Annotated in this window: 18 protein-coding genes; 16 read left to right on the top strand and 2 right to left on the bottom strand. The window is 58.2% G+C overall.

Going from position 1 to position 22,873, the window contains the following annotated elements; genetic code table 11:
• Positions 1-7: 7 nt before the first annotated feature.
• Together FHK95_RS00875 and map are read right to left on the bottom strand one after the other, a co-directional pair.
• Positions 8-2,710 carry a [protein-PII] uridylyltransferase gene (locus tag FHK95_RS00875; protein WP_150302699.1) on the bottom strand — a complete coding sequence of 901 codons (2,703 nt, stop codon included), beginning with the start codon at positions 2,708-2,710 and terminating at the stop codon, positions 8-10.
• A 29-nt stretch (positions 2,711-2,739) separates the two neighbouring features.
• The gene (gene map, locus FHK95_RS00870; protein WP_150302698.1) at positions 2,740-3,528 is read right to left on the bottom strand and encodes a type I methionyl aminopeptidase; all 789 of its coding nucleotides are present in this window, start codon (positions 3,526-3,528) and stop codon (positions 2,740-2,742) included.
• A 301-nt stretch (positions 3,529-3,829) separates the two neighbouring features.
• On the opposite strand from map, the gene rpsB reads away from it, so the two are divergent.
• From rpsB to dnaE, 16 genes are all read left to right on the top strand, one after another.
• The gene (gene rpsB, locus FHK95_RS00865) at positions 3,830-4,573 is read left to right on the top strand and encodes a 30S ribosomal protein S2 (protein ID WP_150302697.1); all 744 of its coding nucleotides are present in this window, start codon (positions 3,830-3,832) and stop codon (positions 4,571-4,573) included.
• A 136-nt stretch (positions 4,574-4,709) separates the two neighbouring features.
• Complete coding sequence (gene tsf / locus FHK95_RS00860; RefSeq protein WP_150302696.1) at positions 4,710-5,579, top strand: translation elongation factor Ts; 870 nt, start codon at positions 4,710-4,712, stop codon at positions 5,577-5,579.
• Positions 5,580-5,786: 207 nt separating this feature from the next.
• Complete coding sequence (pyrH, locus tag FHK95_RS00855) at positions 5,787-6,521, top strand: UMP kinase (protein WP_150302695.1); 735 nt, start codon at positions 5,787-5,789, stop codon at positions 6,519-6,521.
• 2 nt (positions 6,522-6,523) lie between these two features.
• On the top strand, positions 6,524-7,081 hold the full coding sequence (gene frr, locus FHK95_RS00850; protein WP_150302694.1) for a ribosome recycling factor: 558 nt from the start codon (positions 6,524-6,526) through the stop codon (positions 7,079-7,081).
• A gap of 22 nt (positions 7,082-7,103) precedes the next feature.
• Complete coding sequence (gene uppS, locus FHK95_RS00845) at positions 7,104-7,859, top strand: polyprenyl diphosphate synthase (RefSeq protein WP_150302693.1); 756 nt, start codon at positions 7,104-7,106, stop codon at positions 7,857-7,859.
• Positions 7,859-8,674, top strand: coding sequence for a phosphatidate cytidylyltransferase (locus tag FHK95_RS00840; RefSeq protein ID WP_150302692.1), 816 nt, complete (start codon positions 7,859-7,861; stop codon positions 8,672-8,674). The genes uppS and FHK95_RS00840 overlap by 1 nt, the downstream gene beginning before the upstream one ends.
• The gene (ispC, locus tag FHK95_RS00835) at positions 8,671-9,855 is read left to right on the top strand and encodes a 1-deoxy-D-xylulose-5-phosphate reductoisomerase (RefSeq protein ID WP_178114672.1); all 1,185 of its coding nucleotides are present in this window, start codon (positions 8,671-8,673) and stop codon (positions 9,853-9,855) included. Before FHK95_RS00840 ends, ispC begins: the two co-directional genes overlap by 4 nt.
• A gap of 44 nt (positions 9,856-9,899) precedes the next feature.
• Entirely contained in the window at positions 9,900-11,261 is a 1,362-nt protein-coding gene (gene rseP, locus FHK95_RS00830; protein ID WP_150302690.1) for a sigma E protease regulator RseP, read from the top strand.
• 147 nt (positions 11,262-11,408) lie between these two features.
• On the top strand, positions 11,409-13,766 hold the full coding sequence (gene bamA, locus FHK95_RS00825; RefSeq protein ID WP_150302689.1) for an outer membrane protein assembly factor BamA: 2,358 nt from the start codon (positions 11,409-11,411) through the stop codon (positions 13,764-13,766).
• Positions 13,767-13,838: 72 nt separating this feature from the next.
• Positions 13,839-14,303 carry an OmpH family outer membrane protein gene (locus FHK95_RS00820; protein ID WP_408003582.1) on the top strand — a complete coding sequence of 155 codons (465 nt, stop codon included), beginning with the start codon at positions 13,839-13,841 and terminating at the stop codon, positions 14,301-14,303.
• A gap of 7 nt (positions 14,304-14,310) precedes the next feature.
• Complete coding sequence (gene lpxD / locus FHK95_RS00815; protein ID WP_150302687.1) at positions 14,311-15,363, top strand: UDP-3-O-(3-hydroxymyristoyl)glucosamine N-acyltransferase; 1,053 nt, start codon at positions 14,311-14,313, stop codon at positions 15,361-15,363.
• Between the two features lie 44 nt (positions 15,364-15,407).
• Entirely contained in the window at positions 15,408-15,845 is a 438-nt protein-coding gene (fabZ, locus tag FHK95_RS00810) for a 3-hydroxyacyl-ACP dehydratase FabZ (protein ID WP_150302686.1), read from the top strand.
• A complete protein-coding gene (gene lpxA, locus FHK95_RS00805; RefSeq protein ID WP_150302685.1) occupies positions 15,842-16,618 on the top strand; it encodes an acyl-ACP--UDP-N-acetylglucosamine O-acyltransferase in 777 nt (258 codons plus the stop codon). Before fabZ ends, lpxA begins: the two co-directional genes overlap by 4 nt.
• Positions 16,619-16,620: 2 nt before the next feature.
• Positions 16,621-17,802: a lipid-A-disaccharide synthase gene (gene lpxB, locus FHK95_RS00800; protein WP_150302684.1), complete on the top strand. Its 1,182-nt coding sequence runs from the start codon at positions 16,621-16,623 to the stop codon at positions 17,800-17,802.
• A gap of 11 nt (positions 17,803-17,813) precedes the next feature.
• The gene (gene rnhB / locus FHK95_RS00795) at positions 17,814-18,476 is read left to right on the top strand and encodes a ribonuclease HII (RefSeq protein ID WP_408003581.1); all 663 of its coding nucleotides are present in this window, start codon (positions 17,814-17,816) and stop codon (positions 18,474-18,476) included.
• Between the two features lie 843 nt (positions 18,477-19,319).
• Positions 19,320-22,844 carry a DNA polymerase III subunit alpha gene (gene dnaE / locus FHK95_RS00790; RefSeq protein WP_150302682.1) on the top strand — a complete coding sequence of 1,175 codons (3,525 nt, stop codon included), beginning with the start codon at positions 19,320-19,322 and terminating at the stop codon, positions 22,842-22,844.
• Positions 22,845-22,873 lie beyond the last annotated feature (29 nt).

The following is a 22,873-nucleotide window of genomic DNA, read 5'->3' as shown; positions in this document are numbered from 1 at the left end:
AATATCCTCAGTGCCGGTTCGCGATATCATGCGAGCGGTTATGATCTTGTTGGTAATTGGAGCCCAGGGTCTCGACGATAGTGGCCTGCAGCCGGGCGCAGAGATCGGGGTCCGATAAGGGCTCGTTGTTCGCGTCCGTGAGGACGAAGACGTCATCCACTCGTTCCCCCAAGGTCACGATCTTGGCGTTCTGCACGCTGATATCAAAATCCAGAAAGATCTTGCCCATACGCGCCAGCAAGCCGGGGCGGTCGGGTGCGCTGAGCTCCAGAATCGTGTGCTGGCCGCCGTGGTCGTTGAAGATGGTGACCTCCGGCGGGAAGGCGAAATGCTTGAGCTGGCGCGCGACGCGGCGCTGAATGATCGACGGATAGGAGTCCGGATCGGACAAGGCTTCAATCAGCCCTGATTTGATTTGGCGAATGCGTTCCGGATTGTCGCCAATGGATTCGCCGTCGGCGTCCAGAACGATGTAGTTATCCAGGCTGAAGCGCCCCGTCGAGGTGATGACGCGGGCATCCTGAATGCTCAGATTCAGCTGATCCATTGCCGCAACGGTCACGGCAAACAGGTCGTTCTGCTCCGGGGTATAGATGAAGATCTGGGTAGCACCTTCGAATTCGCGCTGAGCGGTTTCCTTGATCAATACCAGGGGCACGTGTTTGTCAGCGTGCTGGGCGATGGCCTCGGTATGCCAGGCGATATCGTTGGCGGTATGCCGGAGAAAATAGTCCTCTCCCAGCTGCTCCCACAGGGCTTCGACGTCTTCTTCATCGATACCGCTGCGCACCAGAATATCCAGCGCGGCCTGCTGGGTCTGATGAATATGCTCGTCCCGGTTGGGCGGGTTTTCCAGCCCGCGGCGCAATGCACGCTTGGTCTCGGTGTACAGCTGGCGCAACAGGGAGGCGCGCCAGGAATTCCACAGGGTCGGATTGGTCGCGTTGATGTCGGCGATGGTCAGTACGTAGAGATAATCCAGGCGCACCTGGTTGCCCATGCGCAGGGCAAAGTCATGGATGACCTGCGGGTCGGAAATATCCTTACGCTGTGCGGTAGTGGACATGATCAGGTGGTTACCCACCAGCCAGCTCACCAGATGGGTGTCCCAGGCGGGCAGCTTGTGGCGCTTGCAGAACGCCTCGGCATCCACCGCGCCCAGCTCGGAATGGTCGCCACCCCGGCCCTTGGCAATGTCGTGATACAGGCCGGCCATATACAGCAGATCCGGTTTCGGCAGCCGGTTGAAGATGCGCCATGCCAGTGGGTACTTTTCCTGGTAGTCGGAATGCCCCAGCTTGCGCAAGTGCTTGATCAGGTTGAGCGTATGGGCGTCGACGGTATAGATGTGGAACAGATCGTGTTGCATCTGTCCGACGATCTTGCCGAACTCCGGCAGATAACGTCCCAGAATCCCGTAGCGATTCATACGCCGCAGATTGCGGTGGATCCCTTGTCTGCAGCGTAGCAACTCGATGAACAGGCTGGTGTTGCGGATGTCGCTGCGAAAAGCTTCGTCGATAAGATGCCGGTGGTCGCGCAACAGTCGTATGGTCCCGGCGCGCACGCCACGGATCTCGACGTGCTGCGCCATCAGCAGGAAAATCTCCAGCAGGGCTGACGGGGTGCGCTGGAAGACCTGGTCGTCAGTCACTTCGATGTAATGATCACGGATCCGAAACCGCGCATTGAGCGGGGTGATATCGGCGGCCTCGGCATCACGCAGCAGGATTTCCTCGAAGTGCTGCATCAGCAAGTCGTTCAGCTGCGATAGCGACATCACTACCCGGTAATAGCGCTGCATGAAGCTTTCAACGCCGAGTTTGGTGTCGGTATCCTCATAGCCCAGCAATCGCGCCAGTGCCCGCTGGTGGTCGAACAGCAAACGGTCTTCCGCGCGCCCGGCAAGGTGGTGCAGGGCAAAGCGTACCTTCCACAGGAAGGCCTGACCTGATGCCAGAATCTGATACTCGGATTCGTTGAGGAAACCGCGGTCCACCAGCTGGCGCAGATCGCTGGTACCGAAATGCCGTAAAGCGACCCAGCCGATGGTCTGGATGTCGCGCAGACCGCCAGGGGAGCCTTTGACGTTCGGCTCGAGATTGTATTCGGTGTCGTTGAATTTGGCGTGGCGCGCCTGCTGCTCGGCGCGCTTGGCACGGAAGAACTCGGCGTCGCTCCACATCTTGTCGGTACCGATGTTAGCGATCATGGCTTGGCGCAGGTCTTCGCCGCCGGCCAGTGTGCGCGACTCCATCAGATTGGTGATCACCGTGATATCGGCGCGCGCTTCTTCTTCGCATTGAGCGACCGAGCGCACACTCTGGCCCACTTCCAGGCCGACGTCCCACAGCAGCATCAGGAACTGCTCGATTGAATCGCGATAGTCGGCCGCGTTGTCCTCACGCAACAGAATCAACAGGTCGATGTCGGAATGCGGATGCAGCTCACCGCGGCCATAACCGCCGACTGCCAGCAGGGCGATGTCCGGATCTTCAGCGCAGGTCAGCCGGCTCCAGGCCTGGGTTAGAATCTGGTCGGTAAACCAGGCGCGGTCATGCACCAGCTTGCGAATGTCCCGCCCGCCGTTGAAGCGCACCTTGAGGACGTGGTCCGCATGCTTGATAGCTTTCTTGAAAGCCGCCACGGGGCTGCTTTTCAGGGCCAGTTCAGCCTGAAACTGGCCCCGGTCGAAAAGTTCATGGTCCACGGTAGTGCCCTCGGAATGGCGTGCAGCGATTACCTGAAGCTTTCTTCTTTACGCAGGGTAAGTACTTCGTAGCCGTCGGCGGTAACCAGCACAGTGTGTTCCCACTGCATGGACATCTTGCGATCCTTGGTAATGGCGGTCCAGCCATCTCCCAGCAGCCGGGTTTCGGCACGACCCTGGTTGATCATCGGTTCGATGGTGAAGGTCATGCCTTCCTTCAATTCGAGGCCGGTGCCGGCGCGGCCGTAATGCAGTACCTGAGGTTCCTCGTGGAATACCTTGCCGATGCCGTGACCGCAATATTCGCGTACCACACTGTAATGGTTAGCTTGCGCGTGGGTCTGGATCACGTGGCCGATATCGCCCAGGCGAGCGCCGGGGCGCACTACCGAGATACCTTTATACATACATTCCTGCGTCACCCTGGCGAGCCGCTCCATCCATTCAGGCACCTCACCGATCATAAACATCTTGCTGGTGTCGCCGTGGTAGCCATCCTTGATGACGGTGACATCGATATTGAGCGCGTCGCCGCTCTTTAGCGGCTTTTCGTTCGGGATGCCATGGCAGACCACGTGGTTGATCGAGGTGCATATCGATTTGGGAAAGGGGATGCGGTCGGGCGCGCCGCCGTAGTTCAGCGGCGCGGGGATGGCCTTCTGCACATTAACTATGTGGTCGTGGCAGATGCGGTCCAGCTCTTCGGTCGTGATGCCTGGTTTGACATGCTCACCGATCATCTCCAGTACTTCTGCGGCCAGCCGACCAGCGATGCGCATGCCGGCAATATCTTCCGGAGTCTTGATGGTAACTGTCATGTTTGGGCTCTCTCGATTACGACGCCTGAACTGGCGTAGGGACTGGACAAGCCCCACAGTTTACCAGACATGCAGGGCTCTGTTTACCAGACGTGGCGGCCAGGGCCACGGCGACCGTCCGGCAACTTCCTGTTTCCGCAGCCCGCGCGATATGGTATAAAGCGCCGCGCCTGAGAGAACGCAGTTATCTGTGCCCAGGCGAAACTGAAACCGCACACGTATCGTCACATTGTCCTGGGTGCCCTCCGGGGTTGGGCATTGGGATACGTGGAGGCTCAACCCGATATATATTGGAGCTGTCATGACTCAAGTATCAATGCGCGATATGCTGAAGGCCGGTGCGCACTTCGGCCACCAGACCCGTTACTGGAACCCGAAGATGGGCAAGTACATCTTCGGCGCTCGCAACAAGATTCACATCATCAACCTCGAAAAAACCATGCCCATGTTTCACGACGCCCTGAGCTTCGTGGAAAAGCTGGCTTCCGGCAAGAACAAGCTGCTGTTCGTCGGCACCAAGCGTGCTGCCAGCAAGATCATTGCTGAAGAAGCAAGCCGTGCCGGCATGCCGTATGTCGATCACCGCTGGTTGGGCGGCATGCTGACCAACTACAAGACCATCCGCGCATCCATCAAGCGTCTGCGTGATCTTGAAATCCAGTCGCAGGACGGCACCTTCACCAAGCTGACCAAGAAAGAGGCGCTGATGCGCACTCGCGATCTGGAAAAGCTGGATCGTGGTCTGGGCGGCATCAAGGATATGGGCGGCCTGCCTGACGCAATGTTCGTTATTGATGTCGAGCACGAGCGCATTGCTATCACCGAAGCCAACAAGCTGGGTATCCCGGTTATCGGCATCGTTGATACCAACAGCAGCCCGGACGGCATCGATTACGTCATCCCAGGTAACGACGACGCTATTCGTGCGATCCGTCTGTACGCAGCAGCCATGGCTGACGCGGTACTGAGCGGCAAGAACACCAACGGCGGCGCTGATGAGTTCGTTGAAGAATCCGCTCCTGCTGCTGAGGCACCCCAGGGCTGAGGGTTAACGGCGCGTTAATGCCGTACTAAAAAGGGGGCTATGCCCCCTTTTTTGCCATATCTTTTTGCAACACTGATATGGCTGCCTGCGAATCTCCCGGGCAGCTAAAAATCAAGCAATTCAGAGGAATATCTCTATGACACAGATTACTGCAGCCATGGTTAAAGAACTGCGCGAGCGCACTGGCCAGGGCATGATGGATTGCAAAAAGGCACTGAACGCTGCCGGCGGCGACATCGAAAAAGCCATTGACGACATGCGCGCTGCCGGTTCGATCAAGGCTGCAAAAAAAGCCGGCAATATTGCTGCCGAGGGTGCAATCGCGGTCAAGGTTGCTGATGACAACAAAGCGGCAGTGATTGTTGAAGTGAATTCCCAGACCGACTTCCTGGCTCTGCAGGACGACTTCAAAGGCTTCGTCAGCGACAGCCTGGAAAAGGCTTTCGCAGCCGGTTACACCGATGCAGCGCCGTTGATTGCCGATCAGGAATCCGCCCGTGAAGCGCTGGTCGCCAAGTGCGGCGAGAATGTCAATATCCGTCGTCTGGCCCGCGTCGAGGGTGACGTCATCGGCGCTTACCTGCACGGTCACCGCATCGGTGTTGTGGTTACCCTCAAAGGCGGCACCGTTGAACTGGCGCGCGATATCGCTATGCACGTAGCGGCCAGCAACCCGCAGTTCCTTGCTCCTTCTGAAGTTTCTGAAGAAGCTGTGGCAAAGGAAAAGGAAATTTTCATGGCCTTGAACGCCGAGAAGATCGCTGGCAAGCCGGAAAATATCGTCGAGAACATGGTGAAGGGCCGGATCAACAAGTTCCTGTCCGAAGCCAGCCTGGTTGAGCAGCCCTTCGTCAAGGACCCTGAAATCAAGGTCGGCGACCTGGCCAAGAAGGCCGGTGCTGAAGTCATCTCCTTCGTACGTTTCGAAGTGGGTGAAGGTATTGAGCGCGCCGAAGTCGACTTCGCGTCAGAGGTTGCGGCCCAGCTCGAAGCGTCCAAGAAGTAAGATCCGTGCCGTTTAACCAGCGCGCAGCAGTCGCTCGAGCAGGGCAACTGTAATATGGTTGATCAGAGGCTTCCCGCGTAAGCGGGAGGCCTCTTTTTTAGGAAACACTGAACAAGTAATCATCCCGAGTGTCTAGGGAAGCGCTAAACAGCGCTCCCATGGTGAGACTTGTTGAGTTTTTCTCCACCCACAGCAGGAGAGTCAAGCATGGCCCAGGTACCTAGCAGTCGCCAGCCCAAATATAAAAGGATCCTTCTCAAGCTCAGCGGCGAAGCGCTGATGGGCACTGAGGAGATCGGGATTGATCCGAAGGTTCTGGATCGTATGGCCCTTGAAGTGGGGCAGCTGGTCGGTATCGGCGTGCAGGTTGGCCTGGTGATCGGCGGTGGCAACCTGTTCCGCGGCGCAGCCTTGCATGCCGTTGGCATGGATCGGGTAACAGGCGACCACATGGGCATGCTGGCGACGGTCATGAACGGCCTGGCCATGCGTGACGCGCTCGAACGCTCCAATATCCAGACCCGGGTGATGTCAGCCATTACCATGGAAGGCGTCACCGAGCACTACGACCGACGCAAAGCGATGCGCTATCTTGCTGGCGGCGACGTGGTAATATTTTCGGCTGGTACCGGCAACCCCTTCTTCACCACTGACACCGCCGCCTGCCTACGCGGCATCGAAGTGGACGCCGATGTTGTGCTCAAGGCGACCAAGGTCGACGGGGTGTACAACGCCGATCCGATGAAAGACCCGAATGCCGAACGTTTCGACAAGCTGACCTATGACCAGGTCCTGGATCTTAAGCTGGGTGTGATGGATCTTACCGCCATCTGCCTGATCCGCGATCACAAGATGCCGTTACGCGTGTTTAATATGAACAAGCCCGGAGCGCTGTTGAACGCAGTCGTTGGAAGCGCCGAAGGCACTCTGATCGAGGACTAGTAATGATCAATGAAATCAAGAAAGACGCGCAGGAGCGGATGAAGAAGTCGGTCGAATCGTTGGACCACGCCTTTGCCAAGATCCGCACAGGGCGCGCTCATCCGAGCATTCTCGACACAGTAGTCGTTTCCTATTACGGGGCTGATACGCCATTGCGCCAGGTCGCCAACGTGAACGTTGAAGACTCCCGGACGCTGGCACTGACCGTGTTCGATCGCAGCATGATTCAGGCTGTTGAAAAAGCCATCATGACCTCTGATCTGGGTCTGAATCCGGCCACTGCCGGCACGACCATTCGCGTGCCGATGCCGGCCCTGACCGAAGAGACCCGCAAGGGTTTCACCAAGCAGGCTCGCTCTGAAGCGGAGAATGCCCGGGTTGCCGTGCGCAACATCCGTCGCGACGCGCTGAGCCAGCTGAAGGATCTGCAGAAGGAGAAGGAAATCAGCGAGGACGAAGAGCGTCGCGCCGCTGATGATGTGCAGAAACTGACTGACAAATTCATTGCCGAGATCGACAAGGCACTGGAATCCAAGGAAGTGGATTTGATGGCCATTTAAGGTCCTCCTCCCAAGTCATCACATGAAACAGCAGAACGTTATCAGCCCCTCATCACCTGACAATCCGCGGCATGTCGCCATTATCATGGATGGCAATAATCGCTGGGCCCGCAAACGCTTCATGCCCGGCGTGGCCGGTCACAAGGCGGGCGTCGATGCTGTCCGCGCCGTGATTGAGGTGTGCGCAGAGGAAGGCGTCGAGGTACTCACTCTGTTCGCTTTCTCCAGTGAAAACTGGAGTCGTCCTGAGGCCGAAGTAGGCGCATTAATGGAGCTTTTCCTCCGGGCATTGCGGCGGGAAGTGCGCAAACTGAGCGAAAACGGTATTCGATTGCGCCTTATTGGTGATCGTTCCAGGTTCTCGGCTGAACTTCAGCGGGCCATGGCGGATGCCGAGGCGCTGACCGCTGATGGTCAGCGCATGACATTGGTGGTCGCGGCCAATTATGGCGGCAAGTGGGACATGGCTCAGGCTGCCAGGGGGCTGGCTATCGATGCAGCTGCTGGTCTGTTGGACCCCTCGGCAATTTCCGAAGATGATTTCCAGGCCCGCTTGAGTACGGCGGAGTGGCCGCTGCCTGACCTGTGCATCCGCACCGGCGGTGAGCGGCGTATCAGCAATTTCCTGTTGTGGCAGCTGGCTTACGCCGAGTTGTATTTTTCCGACCTGTACTGGCCGGACTTCAAGCATGAAGCGATGCGCGGGGCATTGGCGGATTTCGCCAGTCGTCAGCGCCGTTTCGGCAAAACGAGCGAACAAGTCGCGGCGGAATCCTGATGCTGATGCAACGTGTGATAACCGCGGTGATTCTTGCGCCGCTGGCCATTGCTGGGTTTGTTTTATTGGACGGTGGCTGGTTTGCCCTGTTCGTCGGTGGGATCGTCACGCTCGCCGCCTGGGAGTGGGCCCGCCTTGGCGGCGAATCCTCCAAAAGCGGCCGAATTATCTATGCCATTGCCGTGGCGTTATTGCTCTCCGGGCTATATCGCGACGAATGGCCTGCGCAGTACGTCTTATTGCCCGCACTAGGCTGGTGGCTAATCGCTACGATCCTGGTGATGCGCTATCCCAGAGGCCGTGGGCTCTGGGCCGGATCCATGATCGGTCAACTGTTCGGCTTGCTGGTGTTGCTTCCTGCCTGGTATGGCCTGGTGTGGCTGAAGGCTCAGGACAACGGGTTATGGCTGATTGTGGCGACCATGATACTGGTCTGGGCTGCCGATATCGGAGCCTATTTCGCGGGTAAGACCTGGGGTCGCCGCAAACTGCGTCCGGCCGTGAGCCCAGGCAAAACCGTTGAAGGGTTGCTCGGTGGTGTAGCCCTGACTCAGCTGTTGACCCTGGTTGCCCTGATTTACCTAGGATGGGATTTGCGTTCGGTGCTGCTGGGGTTGCTCGGCGCGCTGCTGGTCGTATTATTCTCCGTGGTGGGTGATCTCACGGAAAGCCTGTTCAAGCGTGAGCAGGGACTCAAGGACAGCAGTAACCTGTTGCCTGGCCACGGCGGCGTGATGGACAGAGTCGACAGTCTCACTGCCGCTATTCCGATCTTTGCCCTGTACTGGCTGTTTGTTGGGAGCACGCTCGGGTGAAACCGACCTGGATCAGCGTCCTGGGTGCCACCGGCTCAATCGGTGTCAGCACCCTTGATGTCATTGCCCGGCATTCAGAGCGCTATAAGGTGTTTGCACTGACCGGCCACAGCCGCATGCGCGAGCTCGCCGAGCAGTGTCTGGCGCATCAGCCACGATACGCAGTGGTGGCTGACCAGGCGCAGGCGCAGGCCTTGCAGGCCAGGCTGTCGGCTGCAGGCTCGCTGACCGATGTGCTGCACGGCGCCGAGTCGCTGGCCTGGGTGGCTGCACATGAGCAGGTTGATGCCGTCATGGCGGCGATTGTCGGAGCAGCAGGTTTGCAGCCGACAATGGCTGCGGCGCACGCCGGCAAAAAGGTGCTATTGGCCAACAAGGAAGCGCTGGTCATGGCCGGCGCCTTGTTGATGGATGCCGTGAAAACCTCCGGCGCGCGGCTGCTGCCAATCGATAGCGAGCACAATGCAATTTTTCAATGCATGCCCGGCCGGTACCCCGATGGGCTACAGCAAGTCGGTGTGCGGCGGATTCTGCTCACCGCTTCCGGCGGCCCGTTCCGTGAATTCAGTCGTAAGGAACTCGAAGGGGTGAGCCCCGAGCAAGCCTGCGCTCATCCGAACTGGTCGATGGGTCAGAAGATTTCGGTGGATTCCGCCAGCATGATGAATAAGGGCCTTGAGCTGATCGAGGCCTGCTGGTTGTTTGATGCGCGACCCTCCCAGGTGGAAATTGTGGTCCACCCGCAAAGTGTGGTGCATTCGTTGGTGGATTACGCCGACGGCTCGGTGCTTGCTCAGATGGGTAATCCCGATATGCGCACGCCTATCGCCCATGCTCTGGCCTGGCCCGAGCGCATCGACTCGGGCGTGAGCCCGCTGGACCTGTTGAGCGTCGCTCGGCTTGACTTCGAAGCGCCCGATCCAGAGCGCTTTCCCTGCCTGCGCCTGGCCCGACAGGCGGCTGAAGAGGGCGGCACCGCCTGCGCTATCCTCAACGCGGCCAACGAGGTTGCTGTCGAAGCCTTTCTGGCACGACGCATTGGCTTTACCTCGATCCCTGTTATTATCGAGCACACCCTGAGTCGCCAGGCTTGCGAGCCGGTGCGGGATCTGGAGCATGTTCTGCAGGCCGACCGTCTGGCGCGGCAACACGCAGCTAACTGGTTGGCCCTCAAAGATTGAACCGGAGCCGTCCGCGCAAGCGGAACCTCCGAAAGAGGCGTTAAATGGATCTGCTTTTCACCCTGCTTGCTACCATCGTAGCCCTTGGTCTCCTGGTTACCATTCATGAATATGGTCACTTCTGGGTCGCCCGGCGCTGTGGCGTCAAAGTGTTGCGGTTTTCCGTGGGCTTCGGCAGCGCACTGTTCCGCTGGCACGATAAGCGCGGCACTGAGTACGTTATCGCCGCCATCCCCCTTGGCGGTTACGTCAAGATGCTGGATGAGCGTGAAGGCCCCGTTGACCCCGCCGAGCTGGATCAGGCGTTTAACCGCAAGGACGTAAAGCAGCGCATCGCGGTGGTCGCGGCCGGTCCTATCGCCAATTTTCTGCTGGCAATCGTAGCCTTCTGGCTCATCGCTGTGTTGGGCGTGACGACGGTCGCGCCGGTTCTGGGGCCGGTCACCCCGGACAGCGTTGCCGCGCGGGCAGGCTTGAGTGAAGGTCTGGAAGTCATAGAAATTGATGGCGCGAAAACGCAAAGCTGGCACGATGTCAATCTGCAGCTGATTCGGCGGCTAGGTGAAAGTGGGCAGTTGCAGTTGCTCGGCAAGGAAGAGGGCAGCAGTGTTACGCAGCGTTATACGCTTGAGCTACAGGATTGGTTGCGTGGCGCCGACCAGCCAGATCCGATCAGCGCACTGGGACTGACCAGCTGGCAACCTGAAATCACACCGCTGCTGGGCGAGGTGAGCGCCGATGGCGCAGCCTACGCGGCGGGCTTACGCAACGGCGATCTGATCCTGACGATCAATGGTCAGCCGGTTAACGACTGGGTGCGCCAGGTAGTGCCGGCCATTCAAGCCAGCGCGGGCGAGCCTCTGACGGTCGAAGTACAGCGTGACGGCGAACGACTATCGCTCGAGGTCACGCCGGCGGTGCGCGAGGTGGAGGACCGGCAAATCGGTTTCATCGGTGCGGGTGTGGCTGCCTTTGAGTGGCCGGATCGCATGATCCGTACCATCGAATACAATCCATTGGTGGCAATCCCCGTCGCGGTCAACAAGACCTGGGACATGACGGTACTGACCCTCGATTCCTTGAAGAAAATGGTTACCGGGCTGGTCTCGGCAAAAAACTTGAGTGGCCCGATAACCATTGCTAAAGTGGCGGGCGCTTCAGCCAAGTCCGGTCCGGAAAGCTTTCTGAATTTCATCGCTTATCTGAGTATCAGTCTGGGAGTGTTGAATCTGCTGCCTATCCCTGTGCTCGATGGTGGGCATCTGGTTTACTACACAGCCGAATGGGTCAGGGGCAAGCCGCTGTCCGAACGAATTCAGGCCTGGGGGTTGCAGATCGGCTTGACGTTGATTGTGGGCGTGATGGTGTTTGCCATCTATAACGACATCAGCCGGCTGGGCGGATGATCAGGAATCCCGCGAAGAATCTGGAATAGAAAGCCGTGCGCGGTGAGGTTTGCCGCAGCATAGGCGGGGATGTCAGGTTCTAAGTACAGCTACTCGAGCTGTCGTACGCGGCAGATAATTTATAAACAGTTAGTCAGAACGGATTTCATGAAACGTTACCTATTGCCCGCGCTACTGATGACACTCCTGGCGCCGGAAGTTTTTGCCGATGCTTTCCGGATCTCCGATATTCGCGTCAATGGGTTGCAGCGTGTGTCAGCTGGCAGCGTATTTGCCGCGCTGCCCCTCAACATTGGTGATGAGGTCGATGACCCAGAGCTGGTCGAGGCTTCACGCTCCCTATTCCGTACCGGTTTCTTTGAAGATATCCGGCTTGGCCGCGATGATGACGTACTGGTTATCACGCTCGTCGAGCGGCCATCGATCTCGTCCATCGAACTCGAAGGTAACAAGGCGATCAAGAGTGAAGATCTGCTCAACGGCCTGACCATGGCTGGTCTTGCCGAAGGCGAGATATTCCAGCAGGCGACGCTCGAGGGCGTACGCAACGAGTTGTTGCGCCAGTACGTCGCGCAGGGCCGTTATTCTGCCGATATCGAGACCGAGGTCGTCGCCGAGCCGCGCAACCGTGTCTCGCTGAAGATCATCGTGGATGAAGGCTCGGTTGCCTCGATCAAACACGTGAACATCGTGGGTAACAGCGTATATCCAACCGATGACCTGGTTAACCTGTTCGAGCTGAGCTCGACCGGCTGGTTGTCGTTCTTCCGCAACGACGACAAGTATTCTCGGGAAAAACTGTCCGGCGATCTGGAACGCCTGCGGTCGTACTATCTGGATCGTGGCTACATCAATATGAATGTGGCCTCGACCCAGGTATCCATTACCCCGGACAAGCAGAACGTCTACATCACCGTTAACATCGATGAAGGCGAGCGCTTCACGGTCGATGAGGTCAAGCTGTCAGGTGATCTGGTGGTCGACGAGGAAGAAATTAACAAACTGTTGCTGGTCGAGCCTGGCCAGGTGTTTTCGCGTCAGGTCATGACCGCGAGTTCTGACTTGATCAGCCGGCGTCTGGGCAATGAGGGGTACACCTTTGCCAACGTCAACGGCATTCCCGAGATCAACGAGGACGACCAGACCGTATCGGTGACCTTTGTCGTCGACCCGGGTAGCCGTGCCTACGTCAATCGCATCAACTTCCGCGGCAATACCAAGACTGACGATGAGGTCTTGCGTCGTGAAATGCGCCAGATGGAAGGCGGTTGGGCGTCTACCCACCTGATTGATGACTCCAAGGTGCGCCTCGAGCGGCTCGGATTCTTCAAGACGGTCGACGTCGAAACTGTTCCGGTACCCGGCTCAGAAGATCTGATTGACGTGAATTACTCGGTGGAAGAACAGCCCTCCGGCTCGATCACCGCCAGCGTCGGTTTTGCCCAGGGCACGGGTCTGATCCTGGGTGGCTCGATCAGTCAGAACAACTTCTTCGGTTCGGGTAACCGCGTCAGCTTCAGCGCGAACCGTTCTGAATATCAGTCCGCTCTGTCGTTCGGCTTCATGAACCCGTACTTCACCGCTGACGGCGTGAGTCTCGGCTATAACGCTTTCTATCGGACTACTGACTATGACGAGCTGAACTATGAGTTCACCAGCTACGCGGTGGACTCCTACGGTGGCGGCTTCAACATCGGCTATCCGATCAGCGATACCTCGCGCCTGTCCTTCGGCCTGAGCGCGCAGAAGGACGATATCAAGGAAGGTATCTATACGGTTAACGAGATTCAGAACTTCCTGAACACCGAAGGCACTTCGTTCACCAACTTCAAGTTCAATGCCTCCTGGTCGCAATCGACCTTGAACCGTGGCGTCTTCCCGGACCGTGGTTCATCCCAGTCGCTGGGTCTTGAGACGACCATTCCTGGTAGTGACCTGTCGTTCTACAAGATTGATTACCGTGGACAGAAGTTCTTCCCGATGTCTGACAGCCTGACGCTGCGACTGCATACCAACCTTGGCTATGCGGAGAGCTATGGCTCAACGACGCTGGTGCCTTTCTATGAGCATTACTATGCCGGGGGCATCGGCTCTGTACGCGGCTTCCGCGATAACTCGCTCGGTCCGCGAAGCACGCCAAACGTCAACGATCCAGACAAGGACCACCTGCCGTTTGGTGGTAATGTGAAAATCACCGGTGGCGCCGAGCTTATCTTCCCGGTGCCCTTCGTTGAAGATCAACGCTCGCTACGCACCGTGCTGTTTCTCGATGCCGGTAACGTATTCGATACCAACTGTTCGACCACGAATCTGGAGTTCGAAGGCGGAGCAGAGAATCCTGGCTGCGGCGATATCGATGCAGGCGAGATTCGCTACAGTGCCGGTGTCGGCCTTTCCTGGCTGACCGCGCTCGGTCCGCTCGGCTTCAGTCTCGGTAGGGCAATCAATGACGAATCCGAAGATGATACCCAGTTCTTCCAATTCACTCTGGGCCAGACATTCTAAGTCGGCTCAAACCAAGCATAACCAGGAGTAGGTCAAGTGCGTAAGTTTCTCAGTGTTGTCGTAATATCAGTCATGGCCATGGCCTCTTTTCCGGCCATGGCAGAAATGAAAATAGCGGTACTGGATTATCAGATGGCGTTGCTCGAGTCGGATGATGCCAAGAAGTATTCCGCCGATGCCGAGAAGAAGTTCGGCACCCAGCTCCAACGTCTGCGTAACCTCGAGGCGGAAGCCAAGCGTTTGCAGGAGCGCATGAAGCGCGATGGCGAGAAGCTGAATCAGACCGAGCTTGAAAAGCTTGAGCTTGAATTTCGTCAGAAGGCCCGTGAGTTCCAGACCCAGTCCAAGGAATTGAACGAGTCCAAGGCGTCGGCGGACCGCGAAATGCTTGATTCGCTCAAGCCCAAGCTGGATAAGGCTGTTGAAGAAGTTCTCAACTCGGGTAACTACGATCTGGTCATCGACCGCAGCGCCGTGGTTGACGTCAAGCCTGAATTTGACATCACCCGTCAGGTGATCGAACGCCTGAACCGTTGAGGCAGTCATGACTGAAGTCACTCTCGCGCGCCTCGCCGAAACGCTTGGCGCGCGCTTGGTGGGAAATGGCGAACGCATTATTCACGGACTGGCGACGCTGCAGGATGCCGGTCCCGGTCAGTTAAGCTTTCTCGCTAACAGCCGTTACCGCAAGATGCTCGGGACGACCCAGGCAGAGGCTGTATTGCTCAAAGAGGCTGACGCTACGGATTTCAGCGGCAATGCATTGGTTGTCGACGATCCCTACCTGGCGTACGCCCGTATATCCCATCACTTCGATCCCAAGCCACGCCGGGCACCTGGCGTCCATCCTTCGGCCTTTGTCGCCGAAGATGCGCAGGTGGATCCGGGCGCGTCGATTGGTCCGGGGGCGGTGATCGATGCCGGTGCTGTGATTGGTGCCGGGGTGACAGTCGAAGCACTCTGCTATGTGGGTGCCCGCAGCAAGATAGGCAAGGGCGGTTGGCTGGGCCCGCGGGTAACGCTGTATCACGACGTGATTATCGGTGAGCGCGTGTCGATCCAGGGCGGCGCAGTCATTGGCTCTGAGGGGTTCGGGTTTGCCAATCATCAGGGTCAGTGGCAAAAAATTGCGCAGATTGGCGGCGTGGTCATCGGCGATGATGTTGAAGTCGGGGCCAATACCACGATCGACCGGGGTGCCCTGTCCAGTACCTCTATCGGAAACGGCGTAAAGCTCGATAACCAGATTCAGATCGCGCACAACGTGCAGATCGGCGATCACACGGCTATTGCGGCCTGTGTCGGGATTTCCGGAAGCACGCGGATCGGCAAGTATTGCACCATTGCCGGTGGCGTCGGGATGGTGGGGCACATCGAGATATGTGACAACGTTTTCATCAGTGGCATGACAATGGTGACCCGTTCGGTTACCGAGCCGGGCGCCTATTCCTCCGGTACCGCAATCCAGCCAGCAGCTGAATGGAGAAAGTGCGCCGCACGCTTCCGGCAGCTGGATTCCATGTTCAAGCGTGTGCAACAGCTTGAAAAAGAGCTGATTGCGGTGACCCCAGGGACTTCGGGTTCATCTGAATCCTGATCAGCGCGGATGCGCTCAATTATTACTGCAAGGCATGCAAATTAATGGATATCAATGAAATACGAGAATACCTGCCCCACCGCTACCCGTTTTTGCTGGTAGATCGGGTGGTGGAGCTGGATCTCGAGGCGAGAAAAATCCGTGCGTACAAGAATGTCTCGGTCAATGAACCTTTCTTCAATGGTCATTTTCCACAGCACCCGATCATGCCCGGCGTGTTGATTATTGAGGCCATGGCCCAGGCTGCTGGACTGCTTGGGTTCAAGATGATGAACGTGAAAAGCGATGAAGGAACCCTCTATTACTTCGTTGGCACCGACAAGCTACGCTTCCGTCAGCCAGTGGTACCAGGCGACCAGCTGATGCTCGAAGCACAGCATCTGAGTAATCGCCGCGGGATCTGGAAGTTTGCCTGCCGTGCGACGGTGGACGGCAAGGAAGCCTGCTCAGGGGAAATCATTTGCGCGGAACATAAGGTATGACTGGTATTCACCCCCAGGCCATTGTCGATCCTGCTGCCAGGCTCGCCGATGACGTTGAGGTTGGCCCCTGGACCTTTATTGGTCCCGACGTCGAAATTGGCGCCGGCACGGTCATTGGTCCGCACGTAGTGATCAAGGGTCCAACGACAATCGGCAAGGCGAACCGGATATTCCAGTTCGCCTCTGTGGGTGAAGACTGTCAGGACATGAAGTACAAGGGCGAAGCAACCCGTCTGGAAATCGGCGACCACAACGTCATCCGTGAGGGTTGTACGCTCCATCGCGGCACCGTCCAGGATCGCGGCGTCACCAGCATTGGCAGCCATAATCTGCTGATGGCCTATGTTCACGTGGCGCATGATTGTGTGGTCGGCAACAACATCATCATGGCCAACAATGCGACCATCGCTGGCCATGTGCACGTCGGTGATGGGGTCATACTGGGCGGTTACACGACCGTCCACCAGTTCTGCCAGATCGGTGCCTGGTCAATGAGTGCGGCCAACAGCGCCGTGTTCAAGGATATTCCCGCTTTCGTCATGGTGGGTGGCAATCCGGCCAGCGCACACGGCATGAATTTCGAAGGTATGCGTCGTCGCGGCTATCAGCCGGAGGTGGTGACTGCCTTGCGCCGCGCCTACAAGCAGGTATACCGCCAGGGCCTGACCTTGCAGGAAGCGTTGAAGAATATCGAAGAAAGCGCGAACACCTTTCCTGAGGTCGCGCTCTATCGCGATTCCATTCTGGCGGCGACCCGCGGCATTACCCGCTGATCATGGTCGGCTCAGCCTCTCCCGGAAAAGCCCCCTTACGTATTGCCCTGGTTGCCGGTGAAGCCTCCGGCGACACCCTCGGAGCGGGGGTGATGCGGGCGCTCAAACAGCACTACCCGGATGCGCAGTTCATTGGCATCGGTGGGCCACGCATGATTGCCGAAGGCATGCACAGCCGGGTGCCGATGGAGCGGCTGTCGGTCATGGGGCTGGTTGAGGTGCTGGGCAGATTGCGAGAGTTGCTGCGCATCCGCAAGGATCTCGTCGAGTGGCTAAAAGAGCAGCAGCCGGATGTGTTCATTGGTATCGACGCGCCCGACTTTGCCCTGGGCGTAGAGCTGCGGCTGCGAGAGGCGGGCATTCCCACCGTGCATTACGTCAGCCCCTCGGTATGGGCCTGGCGCGAGAAACGCGTACTGGGTATCCGCAAATCCACTGACCTGATGCTCACCCTGTTTCCGTTCGAGGAAGAGGTTTATCAGCGTCACGGCGTCGCGGTACGTTGCATAGGCCACACGCTGGCCGATCAGATCCCGTTGCAGCCGGATAGAGCCGCCGCGCGCAGCACGCTGGGTCTGGACGAGGAGATGCGAGTCGTTGCGCTGATGCCGGGTAGTCGTAACGGGGAGTTGCGCAAGCTCGGCCTGTTGTTCCTGCAGACCGCCGCCTGGTGCCTTGAGCGCCAACCCCAGTTGCGTTTTATCATGCCCTGCGCGAGTCCTGAGCGTAAAAGTCAGATGCAGAATATCATCGCCGAAAGCGGCCTGAATCTGCCGCTCACCTTGCTCGACGGTCAGGCCCATGAGGTACTCGCTGCCTGCGACGCGGTGTTGATCGCCTCAGGAACGGCAACACTTGAAGCCATGCTGTTCAAACGGCCCATGGTGGTCGCCTACCGCATGGCTGGGTTAACCTTTCGGATACTCAAACGCCTGGTTCGGGTTGGGCATGTGTCGCTTCCCAACCTGTTGGCGAAAAGGGAAGTGGTCCCGGAATTTCTACAGGACGACGCAAGCCCCGAGGCTATGGGCGCTGCATTACTGGAACGGCTGGGGCCGACGCTTGAGCGTGAGGAGACCCAGGCGGAGTTCATGAAGCTGCACCAGATGCTGCGCCGCGATGCAGATCATTCCGCGGCCGAGGCAGTGATAGAGCTGTTGAAACAAAAGGGCAAGTTGGCATGAATCAGATCGTGATGGACTGGATTATTTCAGAGGGCGAAATCACCGCTGGCGTCGACGAGGTCGGACGCGGACCGCTCTGTGGTGCAGTTGTCACCGCGGCAGTCATACTCGATCCGCTGAACCCGATCGAAGGCCTGAACGATTCCAAAAAGCTTACCGAAGCCCGCCGCGAAGCACTCTTCCCGTTGATCCAGGAGCGTGCAGTGGCCTGGTGCATTGCTCGCGCGGAAGTCGAGGAAATCGACGAGCTCAACATCCTCCACGCCACCATGCTCGCCATGCAGCGCGCCGTAGCAGGCTTGTCGGTCCGCCCGGACCGCGTGCTGGTCGACGGCAATCGCTGTCCGATCCTGCCCATGCCCAGCGAGCCGGTGATCAAGGGTGACAGCCGGGTGCCGGCGATCGCCGCCGCGTCTATCCTGGCGAAAGTCGCGCGCGATCGAGAACTGGTCGAAATGGACCTGCTCTATCCCGGCTACGGCCTCGCCCAGAACAAGGGCTACCCCACTGTGCAGCATCTGGCTGCCTTGAAAGAGCTGGGTGCCACCGAGATACATCGACGATCGTTTGCGCCAGTGCGTGAGGCACTCGACCTAGTGGTGCCGTCTTCATTGCAGAATGCTTGCGCCGAGTTGTTGACTGTGGAATCTGAAGCTACCGATTTGGTTGGCTGATTCACCGAGTGAGCTTGCGCGAGGCGACAGGGCCGCGCCGACACGCTGCAGGTACGTCCCTGTAAGCTCGCTGATGACATCCATGTCATCAAACGGTCAGCGCAACCCCGCCGCCTCGCTTCGCATCAATATTTGAGTTGCCGGATGGCACACCCCAAACCAGGTTTATTCTCCGCATCACGCGGATGCTCGACCGAGCCTGCCGGCTGTCAGGGTGGAGCAAGTGTTGAAAACAGGGATGTTTTCACCAAGCCCCCATGGATGGGTTCACGGCGTCTTGCGCAACCCTGGCAGCTGGTGGGCGACCCGCTCCAGATATCAAATCACATCTTCACGCGACCGCGAAACAGATGAGTCTGGTTCCGGCGTAAATCCGGGGTTAGCTGCCGCGAGGAAGATTTGATTAACTTGCGGGCGCTTGGCTTCAGGACGGCTGTTTCGAGCGCTTGATGCCTGGTCGATGCGTCTGCCGCAGGGCTTAAATCCCCCCTAGCCCCCCTTTGACCAAGGGGGGAATTGGTTTCGTGCGGCTGATGGTTTTGATGCTTCTAGCCACACCGATGCTTGATCGAGCCCGCATCCGTGCCGGATGGAGCAAGTGTTGAAAACAGGGAAGTTTTCGTCAAGCCCCCAGGGACGGGTTCACGGCGTCTTGCGGAATCCGGCGCGGATGTGGAGCGAGCGACTGGCTCCCCAAACACACCTTCAAGTCTCCGGCGATCTTGAATGCGGAAATAAGAGGCAGAACATCGATAGACAAACCAGACCCAAGGTCGCTGGCTCGATTCGCCCCCCACCGTTACAATCGCTCTCTTGCCGTCCGCTTCTGAAACAGGATTACCAATGAGCTTCTCCTTCGTCCATCTGCGCGTCCACAGTGAATATTCCCTCGTGGATGGTCTGGTCAGAATCAAACCGTTGATCAAAGCGGTGGGCGAGGGTGGGATGCCGGCTGTGGCAGTCACCGATCAGAACAACATGTGCAGCCTGGTGAAATTTTACAAGGCCTCCATGGGTGCAGGCATCAAGCCGATTTCGGGCGTGGATATCTGGCTGGTGGGCCGCGATGACGAGAGCAGTCTGACCCGCATGACCCTGCTGTCTATGGATCGGCCGGGTTACCGCAACCTCACCGAACTGATCTCGCGTGGGTATACCGAAGGGCAGAAGAATGGCCTGGTTACCATTCGCCGCGAGTGGATCGCTGAAGCCAGCGAAGGCGTCATTGCGCTGTCCGGCGCGAAGGAAGGTGAGATCGGCCAGGCGCTGCTGTCCAACAATCCGCATGAAGCCGATGAATTGCTCAGCTTCTGGATGGGGGTGTTCCCCGGGCGCTTCTACCTTGAGTTGCAGCGCACTAGTCGTCGCAACGATGAAGAACATGTGCATGCAGCCGTTGCGCTGGCGACGCGACTGGATTGCCCGGTTGTTGCCACCAATGACGTGCGGTTCCTCAAGCGCGAGGATTATGAAGCTCACGAAACACGCGTCTGTATCGGTGAAGGGCGAGCGCTGGACGATCCACGCCGGGTCCGCCAGTACAGCGAAGAGCAGTATCTGAAGACGCCGGCAGAAATGGCCGAGTTGTTCTCGGACATTCCTGAAGCACTCGAAAACAGCGTCGAGATCGCCACGCGCTGCAACATCGATGTACAGCTAGGCACCTACTTTCTGCCGGAATTCCCCATTCCGGCAGGCTTGACCATCGAGGAGTACTTCCGTCAGGTGTCCTTCGAAGGTCTGGAAGAGCGGTTCAAACTGATACTGCCGCCGGATAGCGATGACTACGATGCGCGCCGTCAGGTCTATGTGGACCGACTGAACTTCGAGCTCGACATCATCAACCAGATGGGCTTTCCCGGTTACTTCCTGATCGTGATGGACTTCATCAAGTGGGCCAAGGGCAATGGCGTGCCGGTTGGGCCTGGCCGGGGGTCGGGGGCAGGCTCGCTGGTGGCTTACGCGTTGCTGATCACCGACCTTGACCCGCTCGCCTATGACCTGCTGTTCGAACGCTTCCTGAACCCCGAGCGGGTTTCCATGCCCGACTTCGATATCGACTTCTGCATGGAAGGGCGCGACCGCGTCATCGATTATGTAGCTGAAACCTATGGTCGCGATGCGGTATCCCAGATCATTACCTTCGGCACCATGGCCGCCAAGGCGGTAGTGCGGGACGTGGCGCGTGTGCAGGGCAAGTCCTACGGCCTGGCCGATAAGCTGTCGAAGATGATCCCCTTCGAAGTCGGCATGACGCTGGCCAAGGCCTTCGAGCAGGAAGAAATCCTGCGCGAATTTCTGGCTGCGGACGAGGAAGCCCAGGAAATCTGGGACATGGCGCGCAAGTTGGAGGGCATCACCCGGAACGTCGGCAAGCACGCTGGGGGCGTGGTGATCGCGCCGACCAAGCTGACCGATTTCGCGCCGCTGTACTGCGACGAAGCCGGTGCCGGCCTGGTGACCCAGTTCGACAAGGATGATGTGGAGGCGGCCGGTCTGGTGAAGTTCGACTTCCTGGGGCTGCGTACGCTGACGATTATCGATTGGGCGATGGACACCATCAACCGCGAGCAGGCCAAGAACGGCCTGGAGCCGCTCAATATTGACTTCATCCCGCTGGATGATGCGCCGACCTACCGCATGCTGCAAAAGGCCGAGACCACCGCGGTCTTCCAGCTTGAATCCCGCGGCATGAAGGAGCTGATCAAGAAGCTCAAACCCGACTGTCTGGAGGACCTGATCGCCCTGGTGGCATTGTTTCGTCCGGGTCCGCTGCAATCGGGCATGGTCGATGACTTCATCAACCGTAAGCATGGACGCGAGATCGTCTCCTACCCACACCCGAATTATCAGTATGCGGGCCTCGAGCCGGTACTGAAGCCCACTTACGGCATCATCCTGTATCAGGAACAGGTGATGCAGATTGCGCAGGTGATGGCCGGCTACACCCTCGGCGGTGCGGACATGCTGCGCCGGGCAATGGGCAAGAAAAAGCCCGAGGAGATGGACAAGCAGCGGACGATCTTCCTTGAGGGTTGTACGAACAACGGCATCAGCGCCGATCTGGCGGGTAATATATTTGACCTGGTGGAAAAGTTTGCCGGCTACGGTTTCAACAAATCGCACTCGGCGGCCTATGGTCTGGTCTCCTATCAGACCGCCTGGCTCAAGGCGCACCATCCGGCTGCCTTCATGGCCGCGGTGTTGTCGGCAGATATGCACAATACCGACAAGGTCGTCACGCTGATCGAAGAGTGTCGCAGCATGAAGCTGCGGATGAAGTCGCCGGACGTCAACCTGTCGGAGTACAAGTTCACGGTAGATGAATCGGGCGCGGTGGTTTATGGTCTCGGCGCTATCAAGGGCGTGGGCGAAGGGCCGGTGGAAACCATCGTGCAGACTCGCCGCGCCGGTGGGCCCTTCACCGATCTGTTTGATTTCTGTGCACGGGTGGATCTCAAGCGGATCAACAAGCGGGTGATGGACGCACTGGTCCGTAGCGGCGCACTGGATTCGATGGGTCCATTCTTTGATACCGAACAGGCGGTCTATCTCAAGCAGGTGGATCGTAACCGTGCGGCGTTGGCCGAAGCCATGGAAGAGGCGATGGCGGCAGCCGAACAGACTGCAAAGAGCGCAAGCAGTGGACACGACGACCTGTTTGGCGAGTTACTCGGACCTTCCGCCGATCGTGATGTGTTCGAGCATTATCGCAAAGTGCGCGAGTGGAGCTTCAAGGAGCGTCTGCGCGGGGAAAAGGAAACCCTCGGCCTGTATCTGACGGGTCACCCGATCGACGAGTACGAGAAAGAAGTGCGGCGGTTTGCCCGCCAGCGAATTATTGACCTTAAACCCTCTCGCGAGAGTCAGACTATTGCAGGCCTGGTATTTGATCTGCGGGTGATGAAGAGCAAGCGCGGTGACAAGGTCGGTTTTGTGACGCTGGATGACCGTTCCGCCCGCATTGAGGTTTCGCTATTTGCGGAGGCGTTCCAGGCCGCCCAGTCACTGTTGCAGAAGGATGCCTTGCTGGTGGTGGAAGGCGAGGTCGCCCAGGATGATTTCTCCGGTGGACTGCGCATGCGTGCCAAGCGCGTCATGAGTCTGGAGGATGCGCGCACCAACCTGCTAGACAGCGTCCGTATCAGGATGGATACGCAGCGGCACGGCCCCGATTGCCTGTCACATCTGGCCGGACTGCTACAGAAACACAAAGGGGGTTGTGCGGTCACCATCGATTTTCAGCGTTGCGACGCTACTGCGCTGCTCAAATTGGGAGATAACTGGAAAGTTGAACCCGCAGACGAGCTGGTCCAGAGTCTGCGTGACCAGTTGGGAAAAGACAGCGTCTCTTTGCACTACAGATAACCGCGACCTCGGCCGCCGGCCTGCTCGAC

This window comes from Pseudomonas saliphila (genome assembly GCF_008638345.1).
Classification (GTDB): domain Bacteria; phylum Pseudomonadota; class Gammaproteobacteria; order Pseudomonadales; family Pseudomonadaceae; genus Halopseudomonas; species Halopseudomonas saliphila.
The sequence above is the reverse complement of the archived record's forward strand: the minus strand, read 5'-3'. Positions and strand labels throughout refer to the sequence as shown.